Origin of the sequence: uncultured Brevundimonas sp., from assembly GCF_963977465.1 — a bacterium.
Lineage (GTDB): Bacteria > Pseudomonadota > Alphaproteobacteria > Caulobacterales > Caulobacteraceae > Brevundimonas.
This window is the reverse complement of record NZ_CAXBOQ010000008.1, coordinates 35,263-52,236: the sequence shown is the minus strand read 5'-3', so window position 1 is coordinate 52,236 and position 16,974 is coordinate 35,263. Positions and strand designations below refer to the sequence as shown.

11 protein-coding genes are annotated in these 16,974 nt (G+C 66.2%); 2 read left to right on the top strand and 9 right to left on the bottom strand.

The genetic code is table 11. The features are described 5' to 3' along the window. Nucleotides 1–175: 175 nt before the first annotated feature. Nucleotides 176–2,230 (top strand): TonB-dependent receptor, encoded by a 2,055-nt coding sequence (locus tag AAC067_RS15365; protein WP_339933729.1) that lies wholly within the window; start codon nt 176–178, stop codon nt 2,228–2,230. Nucleotides 2,231–2,314: 84 nt separating this feature from the next. Further along, the gene (locus tag AAC067_RS15360) at nt 2,315–4,378 is read left to right on the top strand and encodes a TonB-dependent receptor (protein WP_339933728.1); all 2,064 of its coding nucleotides are present in this window, start codon (nt 2,315–2,317) and stop codon (nt 4,376–4,378) included. A 72-nt stretch (nt 4,379–4,450) separates the two neighbouring features. Here the strand turns inward: AAC067_RS15360 and AAC067_RS15355 are convergent, their stop codons facing one another. The 9 genes from AAC067_RS15355 to aroA all read right to left on the bottom strand — a co-directional run bounded on the left by AAC067_RS15355 (nt 4,451) and on the right by aroA (nt 16,929). After that, entirely contained in the window at nt 4,451–6,379 is a 1,929-nt protein-coding gene (locus AAC067_RS15355; protein WP_339933727.1) for an oligopeptide:H+ symporter, read from the bottom strand. Between the two features lie 209 nt (nt 6,380–6,588). After that, nucleotides 6,589–9,876 (bottom strand): error-prone DNA polymerase, encoded by a 3,288-nt coding sequence (locus AAC067_RS15350; protein ID WP_339933726.1) that lies wholly within the window; start codon nt 9,874–9,876, stop codon nt 6,589–6,591. Continuing rightward, entirely contained in the window at nt 9,873–11,471 is a 1,599-nt protein-coding gene (locus AAC067_RS15345) for a DNA polymerase Y family protein (RefSeq protein ID WP_339933725.1), read from the bottom strand. The genes AAC067_RS15350 and AAC067_RS15345 overlap by 4 nt, the downstream gene beginning before the upstream one ends. Then, nucleotides 11,389–12,030: a hypothetical protein gene (locus AAC067_RS15340; RefSeq protein WP_339933724.1), complete on the bottom strand. Its 642-nt coding sequence runs from the start codon at nt 12,028–12,030 to the stop codon at nt 11,389–11,391. Before AAC067_RS15340 ends, AAC067_RS15345 begins: the two co-directional genes overlap by 83 nt. Before the next feature lie 105 nt (nt 12,031–12,135). Continuing rightward, nucleotides 12,136–12,558, bottom strand: coding sequence for a large-conductance mechanosensitive channel protein MscL (gene mscL, locus AAC067_RS15335; protein ID WP_339933723.1), 423 nt, complete (start codon nt 12,556–12,558; stop codon nt 12,136–12,138). A gap of 17 nt (nt 12,559–12,575) precedes the next feature. Beyond that, nucleotides 12,576–12,866, bottom strand: a complete 291-nt coding sequence (locus tag AAC067_RS15330; RefSeq protein WP_339933776.1) for an integration host factor subunit beta — start codon at nt 12,864–12,866, stop codon at nt 12,576–12,578. 249 nt (nt 12,867–13,115) lie between these two features. Continuing rightward, complete coding sequence (gene rpsA, locus AAC067_RS15325) at nt 13,116–14,834, bottom strand: 30S ribosomal protein S1 (protein WP_339933722.1); 1,719 nt, start codon at nt 14,832–14,834, stop codon at nt 13,116–13,118. Between the two features lie 155 nt (nt 14,835–14,989). Next, nucleotides 14,990–15,640 (bottom strand): (d)CMP kinase, encoded by a 651-nt coding sequence (gene cmk, locus AAC067_RS15320; RefSeq protein WP_339933721.1) that lies wholly within the window; start codon nt 15,638–15,640, stop codon nt 14,990–14,992. Next, nucleotides 15,637–16,929 carry a 3-phosphoshikimate 1-carboxyvinyltransferase gene (gene aroA, locus AAC067_RS15315; protein ID WP_339933775.1) on the bottom strand — a complete coding sequence of 431 codons (1,293 nt, stop codon included), beginning with the start codon at nt 16,927–16,929 and terminating at the stop codon, nt 15,637–15,639. Before aroA ends, cmk begins: the two co-directional genes overlap by 4 nt. Between the last annotated feature and the right edge of the window lie 45 nt (nt 16,930–16,974).

The following is a 16,974-nucleotide window of genomic DNA, read 5'->3' as shown; positions in this document are numbered from 1 at the left end:
TAAGTATTACCATCTTCAGCTGCACATTATGGCGAAATAATGTTCGGGATTACTGTTCGGAAATATGACCGTTCTGTAATCATGTCGTCGATTTAATCCACCTTTCCGCCTTGTAACTAGAACTCCCTGCGTCGTGACGTCACACCAGCCCTCGTTCGATGAGGGAAATTCCACGATGACCAAATCCTTGCTGCTGGCGACCACGGCGATCCTGTTCAGCGGAGGCGTGGCCCTCGCCCAGGCTCCGGCCGGCGGGCCCGCTCCCACGGCAGCGAGCGCCGCCACCCCGGACCCCGCCGGCACCGGCGTCCTGGTCTTCACGCCCGACTTCTTCGCCGAGCAGCAACCCAATACTGCCCTGGACATGGTCAACCGGGTCCCCGGCTTCTCGGTCGATGACGGTTCGGGCAGCCGCGGCTTCGAAGGGTCGGTCGGCAATGTCCTGATCAACGGCGCGCGTCCGGCCTCCAAGAACGACACCGGATCCAACGTGCTGTCGCGGACCACCGCCAGCCAGGTCGAGCGTATCGAACTGATCCGCGGCGGTTCCCCCGGCATCGACATGCAGGGCTATTCGGTCGTCGCCAATGTGATCCTCAAGTCCGAAAGCTCGCGACAACATATCCTGACCACCTACGCCAGCCTGTACGACGGTGGTCAGGACCTGTTCGGAGCCAACTATCAGTTCACTGCCAGCGAAGGTGACCGCAGCTGGGGCCTGACCCTCAGCGACGGCATCGGGTCGAGCGATTCAAACGGCACCGGCCGGGTCGTGCGTACCGACGCCAATGGCGCGGTGCTCCGCGACGAAAGCATCTACACCGACGGCTACGGCGGTGGTGACTCAATCCGCGGCAACTATTCGGGGCCACTGGCCGGGGGCAAGATCGATCTGACCGCCCGCTATGGCATCAACGACTGGCACGGCCAGCAGCTGCAGACCTCGGCGGTGGCCCGTCGCGAAAGCTTTGACAACGAGGACAGCGACAACGGCGAGTTCGGGGTCGTCTACACCCGGCCGCTCAGCGAGCGCTGGAAACTCGAAACCCGCTTCATCCACCAGTTCAGGAGTTTCAGCGGCACGTCGTCCTATCGCCAGAGCCTGAATGGCGTCGACAGCCCCGACAAGGTCTTCGGCTACGATGGAAATACTTCTGAAACGATCCTGCGCGGACTGCTCCGCTTTGAACGCTCGCCCCGGCTGACCTTCGAAACGGGCGGAGAGCTGGCCTACAATATGCTGGAGATCGACCAGGCGTTCACCGTCGGCGGCGTAGCGGTCCCGCTACCCTCAGCCTCGGTCACGGTCGAGGAGACGCGCGGCGAGGCCTTCGGCAAGGCGACGTTCCGCCTCAACCACCAATTGACGCTGGAGGGCGGACTGCGTCTGGAGGGCTCGACCATCAGCCAGTCCGGCGACGCCGACCAGGAGAAGAGCCTGTTCTTCGCCAAACCCCGCTTCCTCGCCACCTGGACGCCGATGGAGAACAACCAGTTCCGCTTCCGCTTCGAACGCGAGCTCGGCCAGCTGGATTTCAGTGATTTCGCCGCCTCCGCCGACCTGAACAACGGCAATGTTTTCGGGGGCAACGTCGATCTTGAGCCCGAACAACGCTGGATCAGCGAACTGACCTGGGAGCGCCGCTTCTGGGAAGAGGGGATCGTCAGCGTCGGCCTCAGGCACGACGAGATCATCGACGTGCTCGACGTCATACCCCTGCCGGGCGGCCTGTCCGCCACCGGCAATATCGGCGACGGGACGCTGGACCAGCTGGCGGTCTCAGCCACGATTCCGACGACCAAACTCGGTCTGTCCGGCGGTCTGTTCACCGTATCGAATACCTGGAACCACACCGAGGTCACCGACCCAACCACCGGCGAGACCCGGCCGATCTCGCGGGTCCGACCCAGCCAGGTCGTGATCGAGTTCCGGCAGGACATCACCAGCCTGAAGGCCCAGTGGGGTTTCAACTTCCTGCCGGCGTTTGACCAGCCCACCTACGATCCTGACCAGAAACGAACCTTCCTGTTGCGCGACTATTTCGAGGCCTGGGCCGAGTACAAGCCGACCGCGAGCCTGTCGATCCGCGCCCAGGTCAACATCTGGAACGACTCGACCTTTGAGCAGATCGTCTATGCCGACCGCACCACCCGGGCGATCGCCTACGTGGATCGCCAGCTGATCGACCCGCGCACCTTCTTCCAGATCCGGGTGCGCAAGACCTTCTAGGGACAACCAGCGGCTAGTTATTCGTCTTGTAACCTGTGATTGACGGTTCAGGCGGTATGGGTGGTCGCGTCCAGGGGAGGCGATATGAGAACCACTGTCTGGCTGGCGGGCGCAGTCACGAGCGCCCTCTGCCTGGGGCTGTCCACACCCGTTGTGGCCCAGGACAATGGCCCGGGAGCCGGCATCGTGGCTCGACAGGACCCGGAGCGCCCCGGGGTGCTGATCTTTGATCCCGCCTTCTTTGCCGACCTTCGCCCGCGGACGGCGCTGGACATGATCCAGCGCCTGCCCGGCTTCGTCCTGAACAGCGGCAGTTCGGGCACGCGGGGCCTGGCCGGAACGTCCGGTAATGCACTGATCGACGGACGTCACCCCTCAACCAAGAGCGAGGGCCTGGACAATCTGCTCGAAAGGATTTCAGCCGACAGCGTCGAACACATCGAACTGATCCAGGGCGGTGCCCCGGGCATCGATATGCAGGGACGTTCGGTCGTCGCCAATGTGGTGCTGAAGACCAGTGTCACGGTCGAACGGGTTCTGGCCCTCGATACCTACGTCTATAAGGACGGCTATATCGGTCCGATCGTCCGGGCCGAATATTCGCGCCGTGCGGGTGACAACCAGATCGAGGGTGCCATCAGCGCCACGGTTGATCGCACGGACGGCACCAACCAGGGCCGCCGACAACGGTTCAATCCGTCCGGCTCCCTTGTCCAGGACGCCGGGATCGACGCCTGGGACCGGTTCCGCAATGTACGGGCATCGGGGGCGATCCAGCGTCCGCAGGGCGGGGGTCTGCTGCGGCTGACGGCGGTCGCATCCTTCTTCGGCAGTGATCGGGAACAGGCCGTGACCATCCTGTCGGGTGCGGGCGACGACGATCAAAGTCAGTCGGCCGTCGAGTCCCTGAACGGTGAGTTCGGCGCGCGCTGGACCCGGTCTCTGGGTCCGGACATCGAGCTGGAGCTGAACGGTCTGCAGCGTCTGGAGAGCGGATCGGTCGAATCCGGCTTTGCCCGCACGGGACGGACAGGACTGTTCACCAGCGACTCCACCTCGGGCGAGACGATCGGACGGGGGGTGGTTCGGTATCGGCGCAATGATCGCTGGTCCTACGAGGGCGGGGGCGAAATCGCCTACAACTTCCTCGACACGGCAAGCGCCTATGAGGAAAACGGCCTGCCCGTCGCCCTGCCGGGGGCCTCCGTGCTGGTCGAGGAACTGCGGGGAGAGGCTTTTGGCCAGACCACCTGGCAGCCAACGCCGAAGCTGACGGTCGAAGGGAGTCTGCGGGTCGAGGTCTCGGAGATTCGCCAGTCGGGTGACACCGACACGGCCAAGTCCTTTGTCTATCCCAAGCCGCGCCTTCTGGTGACCTGGATCCCCGCGCCACAGCATCAGTTCCGCTTCCGTATCGAACGCGAGGTGGGCCAGTTGGATTTTGACGACTTTGCCGCTTCGGCAGAGGTCGATCTGGGGCAGGTCGAGGCCGGAAACGCCGATCTGGAGCCCGACAAGACCACCTATTACGAAGCCATCTACGAACGCCGGTTCTGGGACGAAGGGGCATTCAGTGCGCGGCTGACCCATGCCGTGGTCGAGGACTATATCGACATCATTCCGCTGATCGGGGGGTTCGAGGCCCTGGGCAATATCGGCACCGGCACCCAGACCGAGTTCGAGGTCCGCCTGACCCTGCCGGTCGACCGGATCGGCGTACCCGGCGGGCGTCTGGTGGCGAGGGTCGCGGTTCGGGAAACCGACATTGAGGACCCGCTGACCGGTGAGTCCCGGCGCTTCTCGGGCGACGACGGTTTCGGCTGCGGTGTGACCTTCACCCAGGACCTCGACGGGGGGCGATGGGCGTGGGGCATGAACCACGGCTGCGATCTGGACGCCGGCACCAGCTATCGCGTGCGGGAGTTGCGGATCAACGAATCGGGACCCCGGTTCAACGCCTTCATCCAGTGGAAGCCCTCGAACGACCTGAGCATCCGTCTGGACGTCAACAATCTGACCGATGCCGAGTCCCGCCGTCAGCGGGACATCCATTCCGGACCGCGCGACAGCACGCCGCTGGCCTATCGCGAGACCGACGTCCGGTCCCGGGGGTCGTGGTTGTTCCTGCAGATTCGCAAGTCACTCTGAGCGCGGGATTCCTCACAAAAAAGGGGGCGGAGCCGTTCGGCTCCGCCCCCTCTTTTTGCCAGAGGTCTGACGTCAGGTCTGTTCAGGCCTGGCGATGTTCGCATCCTCCTGACCGCGATCGGTCAGACTCGGTCCGGGATGGTTGTCACCACCGACGGCATGCGCCCAGCCCTTGATCAGGAAACTGATCAGGATGAAGCCGATACCGATGCCGACGCCCCATTTGCCGAGGGTGTCGAAGCCCTGCAGCGAGGTGGCCAGAGCCCCCTGGGGATCCAGAACCTGACCCCCGACGGTCTCTGTACCCATCAGGCCGGCGATCTTGCCGCCGACAAACTGGGCGATGGAGCTGGCCAGGAACCACACGGCCATCATGAAGCTGACCACCGAAGGCATCGACAGCTTGGTGATCTCCGACAGGCCTACCGGCGACAGGAACAGCTCACCGGTCGTATGCAGCATGTAGAGCAGCGCCAGGATCATCAACGGCATCTGGAAGGTAGGGCTGACCATGCCCGAACCAGCCGCCCAGACCACGACGAGGAAGCCGAGGCCGACCTGGACCAGACCGAGACCGAATTTCATGGTCGGGTTCGGATCCATCTTCTTGCTGGCCAGCCAGGCCCACAGCGCCGCGAAGATCGGGGCGAAGATCAGGATGAAGCCGGCGTTGAACGACTGCACCTGGGCCGCCGTGATGGTGGCGTCGATCCAGAAGCCCGACGGGGTGATGCCCGCCGCCGCGATCTGCGCCGGCGTGCCGATGGTGATGCCGAGGAACTGCATGGCCACCGGGCTGATGGTCAGGTCGACGTTACGGTCGGCGAACAGGTTCAGCGAGGTACCGGCCTGCTCGAACAGGGTGAAGAAGACCACCGCGCCGAAGATCAGCACCAGGGCCAGCATCATGCGCTGACGCTGGACCCAGGTCTTGCAGACCCCGACGATGATCCAGATGATCGCGGCCAGCGACAGCACGGTCGACGCCAGCAGCACATTGCCGACCAGGGCGTTGCGCTGCACCATGAACCAGACCACGGCGACACCGAGAACGGCGAGAATGTAGATCAACCATTCGCGGTTGATCGGACCGATCAGCGGCCGCTTCAGAAGTTCAGGGTTCGGCGGTTCGCCATGACCCTGCAGCAGCGGCTTGCCGAGCACGAAGACCACCCAGCCCAGCGCCATGCCGATGCCGGCCAGGCCGAAGCCTGCCCACCAGCCCACGGTCTGGCCGAGATAGCCACACAGTACCGCAGCCCAGAAGGCGCCGAGGTTGATGCCGTAATAATAGAGGGTGAAACCGGAGTCCCGCAGCGGATCACCCTCGGGATAGAGCTGGCCGACGATGCTGGAGATGTTCGGCTTCAGGAAGCCAACCCCCATGATGATCAGCGACAGCGCCAGGTAGAAGATGTTGATGTCATTCGTATTCCGCGTCTGTGTCATCTGGTAGGAGCCGTCCGCCAGCGTGGCCGGCAGGCTGGCCCCGGCAGGCATTCCGGCGATGGCGATGCCGCCACCCTCCGCTGCGCCGAAGCTGTATTTTTCACCGTCGATCACGATGGCGACGTCACGGTTGGCACCACGACCTTCGGCCGCGACCTCATAGGCGGTGCCGCCGTAGGTCAGGGTTTCGGTGGCGGGACTGCCTTCGAGGGCCATCATGCCGTGACCGGCGACCAGCAGCAGGGCCCCGAAAGCGATGGCCTTGCGGGTGCCGATATAGCGGTCGGCCAGGATGCCGCCCACCAGCGGCAGCAGATAGACCAGCGAGGTGTAGGACCCGTAGGTCGACCCCGCCATCGCATCATCGAACAGAAAATGCTGGGTCAGGAAGAAGATAAGGATGCCGCGCATCCCGTAGTAGGAGAACCGCTCCCACATCTCGGCGAAGAACAGGATGATGAGGCCCCGTGGATGGTGCTTCAGCATCTGCAGCAGCACCGGCACGCCGGTGACAAGGGTTATGAGTATACCCAGAATGATGACGATATTCATGCCGACCCTTTGGATGGCGGACCCCCGGGGATCCGTATGAGTTGCGGAATGAGCCTGCGATCCCCTCGCGACCCGCCTCCCCGACGAAGCGGCGATAGGACCACCAGGATCGACGTTTTACAAGTCGTAACCTGTCGTGAAGCGGCGCGGTGGTTCTGCCCGTGCTGTGCCGATATTCTGTGTCGGTCGGGTCAACCGGCTCTCCCCCCTCAGTGAAAGTCGCGCGACCCCGGCAACACCCGCACGTCACGGGGATGCTGCCCCCGTCCCGGTGCCACCGGGCCTGACGGCCCGTCGCCGGTCAGATGACCCAGCATCGGGGTCCAGTCCTCCAGATCCTCGACCACCAGATGGGTCACGCCGTCGGCCTGCTGCACCCGCCCGCGGGCCAGCACCATCCGCGCGCCCATGGCCATCGGTCGCAGGCGTTCGAACACATCGGCCCACAGCACCAGATTGGCCCCGCCGGTCTCGTCCTCCAGCGTCAGGAACACCACCCCCTTGGCCGTGCCGGGGCGCTGGCGCACCAGCACCACCCCGGCGACGGTGACCCGACGGCGGTCCGGCACCCCGGCCATCGCCGCCGCCGTCATCGCTCCCGCCGCGGTCAGTCGCTCGCGCAGGAAGGCGACCGGATGACCCTTCAGGGACAGGCGGATCGTCTGGTAGTCGCCGACCACCTCCTCCGAGGCGCTGAGCCGGGGCAAGGCCTCGGGTGGGGGCCCGTCGTTCTCGGTCAGGCCCATGGCCTCGAACAGTGGCGCGCTGGACGTCGGCGGAGCGCCCCGGGCCGCCCACAGACCCTGACGTCGCGGCAGGTCCAGCGAACCACAGGCATCGGCTTCGGCCAGCCGATCCAGCGCCGGCGGCGGCAATCGCGTCCGGCGTCGCAGGTCTTCCAGATCGGTAAAGGGCCCGTCCTGCCGGGCTTCAACCAGCACCCGGGCCCAGTCCTGACGAAAGCCGCCGATGGTCCGCAGACCCAGGCGCAGGGCGTGGTGGGAACGGTCAGGGACCGGCTCCAGACCACTGTCCCACCCGCTGGCATTCACATCCGGATGTCGGACCTCGATGTCATGCTGACGCGCGTCGCGCACGATCTGGGCCGGGGCGTAGAAGCCCATCGGCTGGCTGTTCAGCAGGGCGGCGGCGAAGACATCCGGGTACCAGCATTTCACCCAGGCCGAGACGTAGACGAGGTGGGCGAACGAGGCGGCATGGCTCTCGGGAAAGCCGTATTCGCCGAAGCCCTTGATCTGGTTGAAACAGTTCTGGGCGAACTCCGGATCGTATCCGCGCCGCACCATCCCCTGAACCAGCTTGTCCTCATAGGCTGGCATGGTGCCCAGATGGCGGAAGGTGGCCATGGCCCGGCGCAGGCCGTTGGCCTCGGCTCCGGTGAAGGCGGCCGCGACCATGGCGATGCTCATCGCCTGTTCCTGGAACAGGGGCACGCCCAGGGTTCGCCCCAGCACCGTCTCCAGCTCGTCGGGACGGCCGATGCCCGGGGCCGGGTGCGGGAAATCGACCCGGAAGGCCGCCCCCTTCTCGCGCCGTTCGGCCCGCCGCTTCAGATAAGGATGGACCATCTTGCCCTGGATCGGGCCCGGCCGGACGATGGCCACCTGGACCACCAGATCATAAAAGGTCTCGGGTCGCAGCCGCGGCAGCATGGCCATCTGCGCCCGGCTCTCGACCTGGAAGACGCCCACGGAGTCGGCCTTCTGCAGCATGGCATAGACGGCCGGGCATTCGCGCGGCACCGTGTGCAGGTCCAGGTCCCGGCCATGGCTGTCGGCGATCATGCCGAACGCCCGCTTCAGCGCTGTCAGCATGCCCAGCGCCAGCACATCGACCTTCATCAGCCCCAGATGATCGATGTCGTCCTTGTCCCATTCGATAAAGGTCCGCCGGTCCATCGCCGCATTGCCGATCGGCACGGTTTCGGTCAGCAGGCCGCGCGTCAGGACGAAGCCGCCGACGTGCTGCGACAGGTGGCGGGGGAAACGGATCAGCTCGGCGGTCAGGTCCAGCGCCAGCTTCAGGCGCGGGTCGTCGCGACCCAGCCCGGCCCGGTCGACGTGCTCGTCCCGGACCTCGCTGCCGTGCGAGCCCCAGACCGTGTCGGCCAGCCGGGCGGTGACGTCCTCGCTGAGCCCCAGCGCCTTGCCCACGTCGCGGATCGCCGACCGGGGGCGGTAGTGGATGACCGTGGCGACGATGGCGGCGCGGTCGCGACCGTACCGATCATAGATATACTGGATCACCTCCTCGCGGCGTTCATGCTCGAAATCGACGTCGATGTCGGGCGGTTCGCGGCGCTCGGCCGAGATGAAGCGTTCGATCAGCATGGCCTGCTGGGCCGGATCGACATTGGTGATGGCCAGACAGTAGCAGATCACCGAATTGGCCGCCGAGCCCCGCCCCTGGCACAAGATTCGTCGCGGTTCGGCCCGGGCCCAGCGGACGATGTCGTGCACGGTGAGGAAATAGGGCGCGTAGCCCAGCATCCGGACCAGCCTCAGCTCCTTGACGATGGTGGCGACCACATCGGCCGGCACGCCCGGTGGCCAGCGCTCGCGCGCGCCCCGGAAGGTCAGCCGGATCAGATAGCGGTGCGGCGAATATCCGGGGGCCACGGGTTCTTCGGGGTATTCATACTGCAACTCGCGCAGGGAGAAGCTGCAGGCCCTGACCACCTCCATGGTGCGTTCCAGCGCCGCCTCATGCCCCCGGAACAGACGCGCCATCCCTGCCGGTGACTTCAGATGGCGTTCGGCGCTGGCCTGCAGGCGTCGCCCGGCCCGGTCGATGGTCGTGCCCTCGCGGATACAGGTCAGAACGTCCTGCAACGGACGGCGGTCGGGATGGTGATAGAGGACGGCATTGGTGGCGATCAGCGGCGCGCCGGTCCGCTCTGCCATGGCCGCCAGACGGTTCAACCGCGCCCGGTCCCGTCCGTCCCACAGGGGCTGGACCGCCAGATAAAGGGTGTTGGGCCAGGCCCGCCGCCAACCGGCCAGCCGGACCTCAAAGGCGACGTCGGGCCGGGCCGGGGCCACGGCCAGGGCGATCATCCCCTCGCCCAAGATACAGGCATTGTCGAAGGTCAGCCGTGTTTCACCCTTGATGATCCGCTCATCCTCCCCGTCGTCGGGTGCCTGAGGCGAAACGATCTCGCTCTTGCCGAGAGACAGCAGGCGGCACAGCCGTCCATAGGCGGCGCGGTGACGCGGAAACACGATCAGTTCGCTGCCGTCGGTGAAGACCAGACGGCAGCCGACCACAAGGCGAAGATCCTGAGTCTCCGCCGCCATCAGGGCCCGCACCACCCCGGCCAGGGTGTTGACGTCCGCCACACCGATCGCGGCCAGACCGAGGGCCTTGGCCTGTTCGACCAGTTCAGCCGGATGCGAGGCTCCCTCCAGAAAGCTGAAATTGGTCCGGACCCCGAGCTCGGCATAGTCGCCGCTCCAGCCGGTCGCCCGGACCGTCACGCGAACATCCCGTGCATCCACCACGATGGCGCGCGCTCATCGTCATGGCCGGCGTATTCACGGCCATACAGACCCTCGCGGAACAGCCAGTAGCGGTGCCCCCCGTCGTCCTCGACGCAGTAGTAGTCGCGGGTGCGGACCTGACGCCCGTCGGGACGCGGTCGCCACCATTCGGGCGACAGCCGCTCGGGTCCATCAGCCCGTTTTACCCGCCGCGACACCCGCCGCCAGGTGAAGCGGGCCGGGGCCCCGTCCGGCAGTTCGGCGAGGGCCTCGATCGGCTCCGGGGGATCGAACATCAGGACCGGACGCCGCCGCCCGTCGCCGCTATCGGCCAGGGGCGTGACATGACCCAGGGCCGGACGCAGCCGCTCGGCCCGTTCCGGAATCCAGCTGTCGACCGGCTCGGGCCTGAGCACCCGTCCCTCTCCCAGCCGGGCCGACAGCCGGTCGATCAGCGGGGCCAGGGCCGCGGCGCGGTCGTCAGCGACCTGCGCCGTCATCTCCGTCTGCCTGGCCGTCACCGGCTCGGTCAGATCGGCGCTCAGCATCAGGGCGTCGATACCGAAGCCGGGGTCGATCCGCTCCAACCCTTTTTCCCGAAACAGCCTCAGCCAGACGACCGGGTCACGATCAGGACGGCTCATCCGTACTGACAGTCCGCTAACCGTGCCGTCCGTGCGAAAGCCGCTCAGGGTCAGGGTCCGCGCGCCCTGACCGTCCCGTTCCAGCGCCGCGACCAGATCGGCGGCCAGACCGGGCAGGCGGGCGGTGATCCCGTCGGTCTCGGTCAACGGCTCGGCATGGGCTTCCCAGACGCGATAGCGCGGCGCGGCGCGGACCGGCACCAGAGCCTCGGCACTGAGGCCCAGAGCCTGATCCAGCCGCCGCACCAGATCGACTCCGTCGCCATCGCGAAACCGCCGCGCCAGCCCGGCGCGGGGCATCGGATAGAGGTCGCCGATCCGCTTCAGCCCGAACCGGCGCGCCTCGACCGTGGTGTCCGTGCCGATGCGCAGGGCCTCGACCGGCAGACCGGCCAGGCTGGCTCTCAGGCTGTCGTCATCCACGGACAGGGTCCGGCGCTCGGGATCGCCATACCGGGCCAGGGCCCAGGCCGCCCCGGTCGTCGGAGCCACGGCAACCCGCGCGGCGATCCCGGCCTCGGCCAGCCGCGCGCCGATCCGGTCCGGCAGGGCGGCCGTTCCGCCGAACAGATGCGCGGCCCCGGTCATGTCGAAACAGATCCCGTCCAGCCCGTCATCCGACGCCGACAGACTGACCGCCGGAGACCAGCGCTCGGCCCAGAGCGCCAGGCTCTCCAGGGCGCTTCGGTCGGCCTCAAGGTCGGCCGGACGACAGGTCAGGGCCGGGATCATGGCCAGGGCGTCGGCCTGGGTCTGGCCGCGATGCAGGCCGGCAGCCCGGGCGGCCGGATTCAGGGCGTGGATCACCGCTCCCCGCGCCGTCTTGCGGATCAGGGCCAGAGGCACGGCCGGGGCCAGGGCCGGGTCAGGCGGCGAGGTTCGTCCGGCCGATCGCGCCCAGACCGTCACCGGCCAGTCGATCAGCCAGACGGAGACGATGCGTCTCATCAGCCTGCTCCAGCATCCACATGCCCGGCCGCTCGCTGCGGCTGCGCACCAGTTCGGCCCACAGACGCCCTGCCCCCGGGGCCCGGACGTCGGCGGGTTGGGCTGCACTGGCCGCGGGCGCGATGCGCCAGCGCCGTCGGGCCGCGCTGAGCCCGCCGCCGCGCAGCCGCAGCATCACCCCGACCGATCCACCCTCGTGCGCGGCAAACCCCAGCCTGCGGGTCTGGGCCAGGCTGGCCTCCTCGATCCCGCCCAAAGCTATCGTCACCGCCCCGGATCGCAACGCCTGCTCCATCGCCCACAATCCCTCGGTCCCGGTCGACGTCGCCGCCAGGATCAGATCGACCCCCGGCAGACCTCGCCCATAAGGTCGACCGTGCTCCGCCAGCCAGGCTCGAGGGGCGGCGAGAAACACCACGGGACGCACCGCTTCGGGCGCGCGCGACAGGGCGAAGGCGAAGGCCGTCGCCAAGTCACCGGGTGCCGTCGCGCACACCTCTTCCAGCGCCGCCGGCTCGGCGGGATAGGGCGCATTCGAGAAAAGCGGTGGCGGGTCCATGAGCATCCAGAAACTGAATGTTCACTCTTTGTTCTGATCCAGTCCGGAGTCAAATGCGAAATGGGCTCGGGCAGTCAGGTCTCTAGGTGAAAAAAGAGCCGGGCCTCAGCCCTTGGGGCGAGCTTTCAGCGCATCGCGAATTTCGGTCAGCAGGGCCTCGGTCGGGGTCGGGACTGCCGGAGCCGCCTCAGGCTCGGCCGCCTGCTGACGACGCAGACGGTTGATGCCCTTGACCATCAGGAAGACCACGAAGGCCACGATCACGAACTGGACCAGGGTATTGATGAAGGCCCCGTAACGGATGGCGACCTCCTCAATCGCTTCCGTCGCCGGGTTTTCCGGTGCCAGAACCCATTTCAACCTGGAAAAATCGACGCCACCCAGCAACAGACCAATCGGCGGCATGATCACCTGCTCGACCAGGCTGGTGACGATCTTGCCGAACGAGGCCCCGATGATGACCCCGACGGCCAGATCGACGACACTGCCCCTAACGGCGAATTCCTTGAACTCTTTCAGCAGACCCACGCGGGCGTATCCCTGTCTCAGGCGTCGCCCGACGCATTCAGCCGCTCACGCAGTTCCTTGCCGCTCTTGAAGAAAGGCACGGCCTTGGCCGGAACGTCGACGGCCTCGCCGGTGCGGGGATTGCGACCGGCCCGCGCCGGTCGGCTGCGAACCGAAAAGGCTCCAAAGCCCCGGATCTCGACTCGCCCGCCATCGCCCAGGGAATCGATCATCTGGCCCAGAACGATGTTCACGACCCGCTCAACCTCGGCGTGGGTCAGGTGGACATTTTCCGCCGCAAGTTTCTCGATCAGCTCGGATTTGATCATCATCAGCCCCCTGCCCAATTCCGCCGATTCAGAGCTGCGTCAGATGCAACCCAACCGCACGATCGCTCCACCCTAGCCTTCGCGCGTCGGGGGAAAAAGGGGTTCTGCGTCATTTGACGGCAAATAGGTGGTTAACCGCCAGCAACCGTACACAAATCGTTAGTCCAGACCACATGCCAACGACTTGCGCGCATGAAAAAGGCGGCCGGATCGCTCCGGCCGCCTCGTTTCATCTACCGGGATGAAGGCCTATTCCTTCGAGTCCTTCGAACCGGCCTTTTCGCGCAGGGCGGCACCGAGGATATCGCCCAGGGACGCGCCGGAATCCGACGAACCGAACTGTTCGATGGCCGAGGCCTCGTCCTTCATTTCCAGAGCCTTGATCGACACCGAGACGCGGCGCGTGGCCTTGTCGATGCCGGTGATCATGGCGTCGACGCGGTCACCCACGGCGTAACGCTCGGGGCGCTGTTCGGCCCGGTCACGCGACAGGTCGGACTTGCGAACGAAGGCCGAAACCGGCGCATCGTCTTCACCGAATTTGACTTCGATGCCGCCGGTCTCGATCGAGGTGACGGTGACGGTGACCTGCTGGTTCTTCTTGTAGGGGTCGCCTTCCATCGGATCGCCGCCGAGCTGCTTGATGCCCAGCGAGACGCGTTCCTTCTCGACGTCGACGTCCAGAACCTTGGCCTTGACGGTTTCGCCCTTGCGATAGCGCTGGATGGCTTCCTCGCCCGAGACATTCCAGTCGAGGTCCGACAGGTGGACCATGCCGTCGATGTCGTTGTCGAGGCCGATGAACAGACCGAATTCGGTGGCGTTCTTGACCTCGCCCTCGACGGTCGAACCGATCGGGTTGGCAGCCACGAAGGCATCCCACGGATTGTCCTGGGCCTGCTTCAGGCCCAGCGAGATGCGGCGCTTGGAAGCGTCGACATCCAGAACCACGACGTCGACTTCCTGCGAGGTCGAGACGATCTTGCCGGGGTGGACGTTCTTCTTGGTCCAGGACATTTCCGAGACGTGGACCAGGCCTTCAACGCCGGCTTCCAGCTCAACGAATGCGCCGTAGTCGGTGATGTTGGTGATGCGGCCCGTATATTTGGCGCCGACCGGGTATTTGGCTTCGACACCATCCCACGGATCCGACTGCAGCTGCTTCATGCCGAGGCTGATGCGCTGGGTGTCCGGGTTGATCTTGACGATCTGGACCTTGACGGTGTCGCCCACGGCCAGGACCTGGCTCGGGTGCGAAACGCGCTTCCACGACATGTCGGTGACGTGCAGCAGGCCGTCGATGCCGCCGAGGTCCACGAACGCGCCGTAGTCGGTGATGTTCTTGACCACGCCTTCGCGGACTTCACCCTCTTGCAACTGACCAACCAGCTCGGTGCGCTGTTCGGCGCGGGCTTCTTCGAGGATGGCACGACGCGAAACGACGATGTTGCCGCGCGGACGGTCCATTTTCAGGATGGCGAAGGGCTGTTCCTTGCCCATCAGCGGGGCGACGTCGCGCACGGGGCGGATGTCGACCTGCGAACCCGGCAGGAAGGCGGACGCGCCGCCGAGGTCGACGGTGAAACCACCCTTCACGCGGCCGACGATGGCACCCATGACCGGCTGACCTTCGGCGAATACCAGTTCCAGACGGGTCCAGGCTTCTTCGCGGCGAGCCTTGTCGCGGCTGATGACAGCTTCACCGAGGGCGTTCTCGACGCGCTCCAGATAGACCTCGACGTTGTCGCCGACCTTGGGCAGGGCCGTGCCGTCGCCCTGGCCGAATTCGCGCATCGCGATACGGCCTTCGGTCTTCAGGCCGACGTCGATGATGACGACGTCTTTTTCGATGCCGACGACGAGACCGTGGATGACCTGGCCTTCGCCAAGGTCGCGGCCCTGCAGTTGTTCGTCGAGCAGCGCGGCGAAGTCGTCACGCGAGGGGGTGAAGGATTGTGTGTCAGTCATGGAGTTATGGGGTTTCTGAATGGGTTGTGGCGCGTGACCGAACGGCCCCGCGCGAGGTGAAGAAAAATGGGAAGCAAGTCGTATCGACGCGAGGCGGTAGTCAGCCAGAACGCCCGCGGAAGCCGAGAAGGACGCGTTGGATTTGTCCGCAGCCCTTACAGGCCGTGTCGGACGCGCGCCGCCTCGACGATACGGCGGGCCGCATCGAAGGCCGTCTCTATATCCATATCGGTCGTATCCAGCAAGACGGCGTCATCTGCCTGGATCATCGGGGCCGCCCCACGCCCGGCATCACGCTCATCGCGACGGATGATGTCGGCCAGCATCTCCTCATAGGCGATGGCTTCACCCCGACCGGTCAACTGCAGCCAACGCCGCCGCGCCCGCACCTCGGGGGTGGCGGTGACGAACAGCTTGGCGGTCGCATGCGGGGCAATGACGGTGCCGATGTCGCGTCCGTCCAGCACAGATCCACTGGTCTGAGCGGCAAAGGTACGCTGGAACTCGAGCAGGGCGGCGCGCACGCCGGGATAGCCGGCGACGCGACTGGCCGCCTCGCCTGCGCCCCGACTGGTCAGCCGTTCGGTATCGCTGAGATCGCTGACATCCAGCGCCGCCGCCACGGTCCCGGCCAGGGCTGCGTCCTCCAGGGCACCGCCCCGATCCAGCAGCCCCATGCCGACCGCGCGGTACAGCAGACCGGTGTCGAGGTGCGGCAGGCCATAGGTCGTCGCCAGCCGGGCGGCGATCGTGCCCTTGCCCGAAGCGGCGGGGCCGTCGACGGCGATGATCAGGGGAGTTTTCATTCAGACGCCGCGATATCGGCCCCGAGGCCGCACATCAACTCCACAAACCCCGGAAAGCTCGTGGCGATCATGCCCGGTTCGTCGGCGGTGACAGGTTCGATCGCAGCAAGGCCGAGCACCAGATGGCTCATGGCGATGCGATGATCGCCATGGGTGGTCACGGCCCCACCGCCCCGGACCGGGCCGCCGGTCACGGTGAAGCCCTCAGGCTCTTCCTCGACCGTGACGCCACAGGCGGTCAGGCCAGCGGCCATCAGGGCGATGCGATCGCTCTCCTTGACCCGCATCTCGCCGATGCCGCGCATGACGGTACGCCCCCGGGCAAAGGCGGCAGTCGCGGCCAGCACCGGATATTCGTCGATCATCGATGCGGCCCGTGCGGGTGGCACGATCACGCCGTTCAGGGTCGAATGCCGCGCGGTGATGTCGCCGACCTCTTCACCGCCCGCCATACGGCGATTGGTGACGGTCAGGTCCGCGCCCATCTCGATCCAGGTGTCGAACAGGCCGGTACGCAGCGGGTTCAGCATCACACCTTCGACCGTGACCCCAGAGCCGGGCACGATCAGACCGGCGGCCAGCGGGAAGGCGGCGGAAGACGGGTCTCCGGGGACGGCCACTGCGGTCCCGGTCAACGACTGACCGCCCTGCAGACGCACGCGCCAGCCTGACCCGCTTTCTTCGACAGCCACCTCTGCACCGAAGGTGCGCAGCATCCGTTCAGTGTGATCACGGCTCTTCACCGGCTCGGACACCGTCGTAACGCCGTCGGCGTTGAAGCCGGCCAACAGGATCGCCGACTTGACCTGGGCCGAGGCGACCGTCTGGACATAGTCGAGGGCCGAAAGGGTGCCGCCCGTCTGGCTGACGGGCAGACAATCACCGTCGCAGCGGGCTCCCATGGCCCTGAGCGGGTCCATGACGCGACCCATCGGTCGTTTACGCAGGCTCTCATCCCCATCGAAGGTCACGGTGATGGGATAGCCGGCCGCCGCGCCCATCAGCAGCCGCACGCCGGTGCCGGCGTTGCCGCAGTCGATGACGCCGGCGGGTTGTCTGAACCCGCCCCGCCCCGTGACGCGCCAGTGCCCCTCGCCGAGACGGTCGACGGTCGCACCGAAAGCCGCGACGGCCCGCGCGGTCGCCAGAATGTCATCGCTCTCCAGCAAGCCCTCGATTTCGGTCACACCGGTGGCCATCGCCCCCAGGATCAGGGCCCGGTGCGAGATCGACTTGTCGCCCGGCGCACGGACGGCACCCGCCAGCGGCGGGCTCGGTCGGGCGGTCAATTTCAAGGGCGTGGACACCCGCAGCGCTCTCTTATCGTGGACGGA

Coding starts and splice junctions, on each gene's coding strand:
- AAC067_RS15365 (WP_339933729.1), top strand. CDS start 176: ATGACCAAATCCTTGCTGCTGGCGACCACGGCGATCCTGTTCAGCGGA.
- AAC067_RS15360 (WP_339933728.1), top strand. CDS start 2,315: ATGAGAACCACTGTCTGGCTGGCGGGCGCAGTCACGAGCGCCCTCTGC.
- AAC067_RS15355 (WP_339933727.1), bottom strand. CDS start 6,379: ATGAATATCGTCATCATTCTGGGTATACTCATAACCCTTGTCACCGGC.
- AAC067_RS15345 (WP_339933725.1), bottom strand. CDS start 11,471: ATGAGACGCATCGTCTCCGTCTGGCTGATCGACTGGCCGGTGACGGTC.
- AAC067_RS15340 (WP_339933724.1), bottom strand. CDS start 12,030: ATGGACCCGCCACCGCTTTTCTCGAATGCGCCCTATCCCGCCGAGCCG.
- AAC067_RS15330 (WP_339933776.1), bottom strand. CDS start 12,866: ATGATCAAATCCGAGCTGATCGAGAAACTTGCGGCGGAAAATGTCCAC.
- rpsA (WP_339933722.1), bottom strand. CDS start 14,834: ATGACTGACACACAATCCTTCACCCCCTCGCGTGACGACTTCGCCGCG.
- cmk (WP_339933721.1), bottom strand. CDS start 15,640: ATGAAAACTCCCCTGATCATCGCCGTCGACGGCCCCGCCGCTTCGGGC.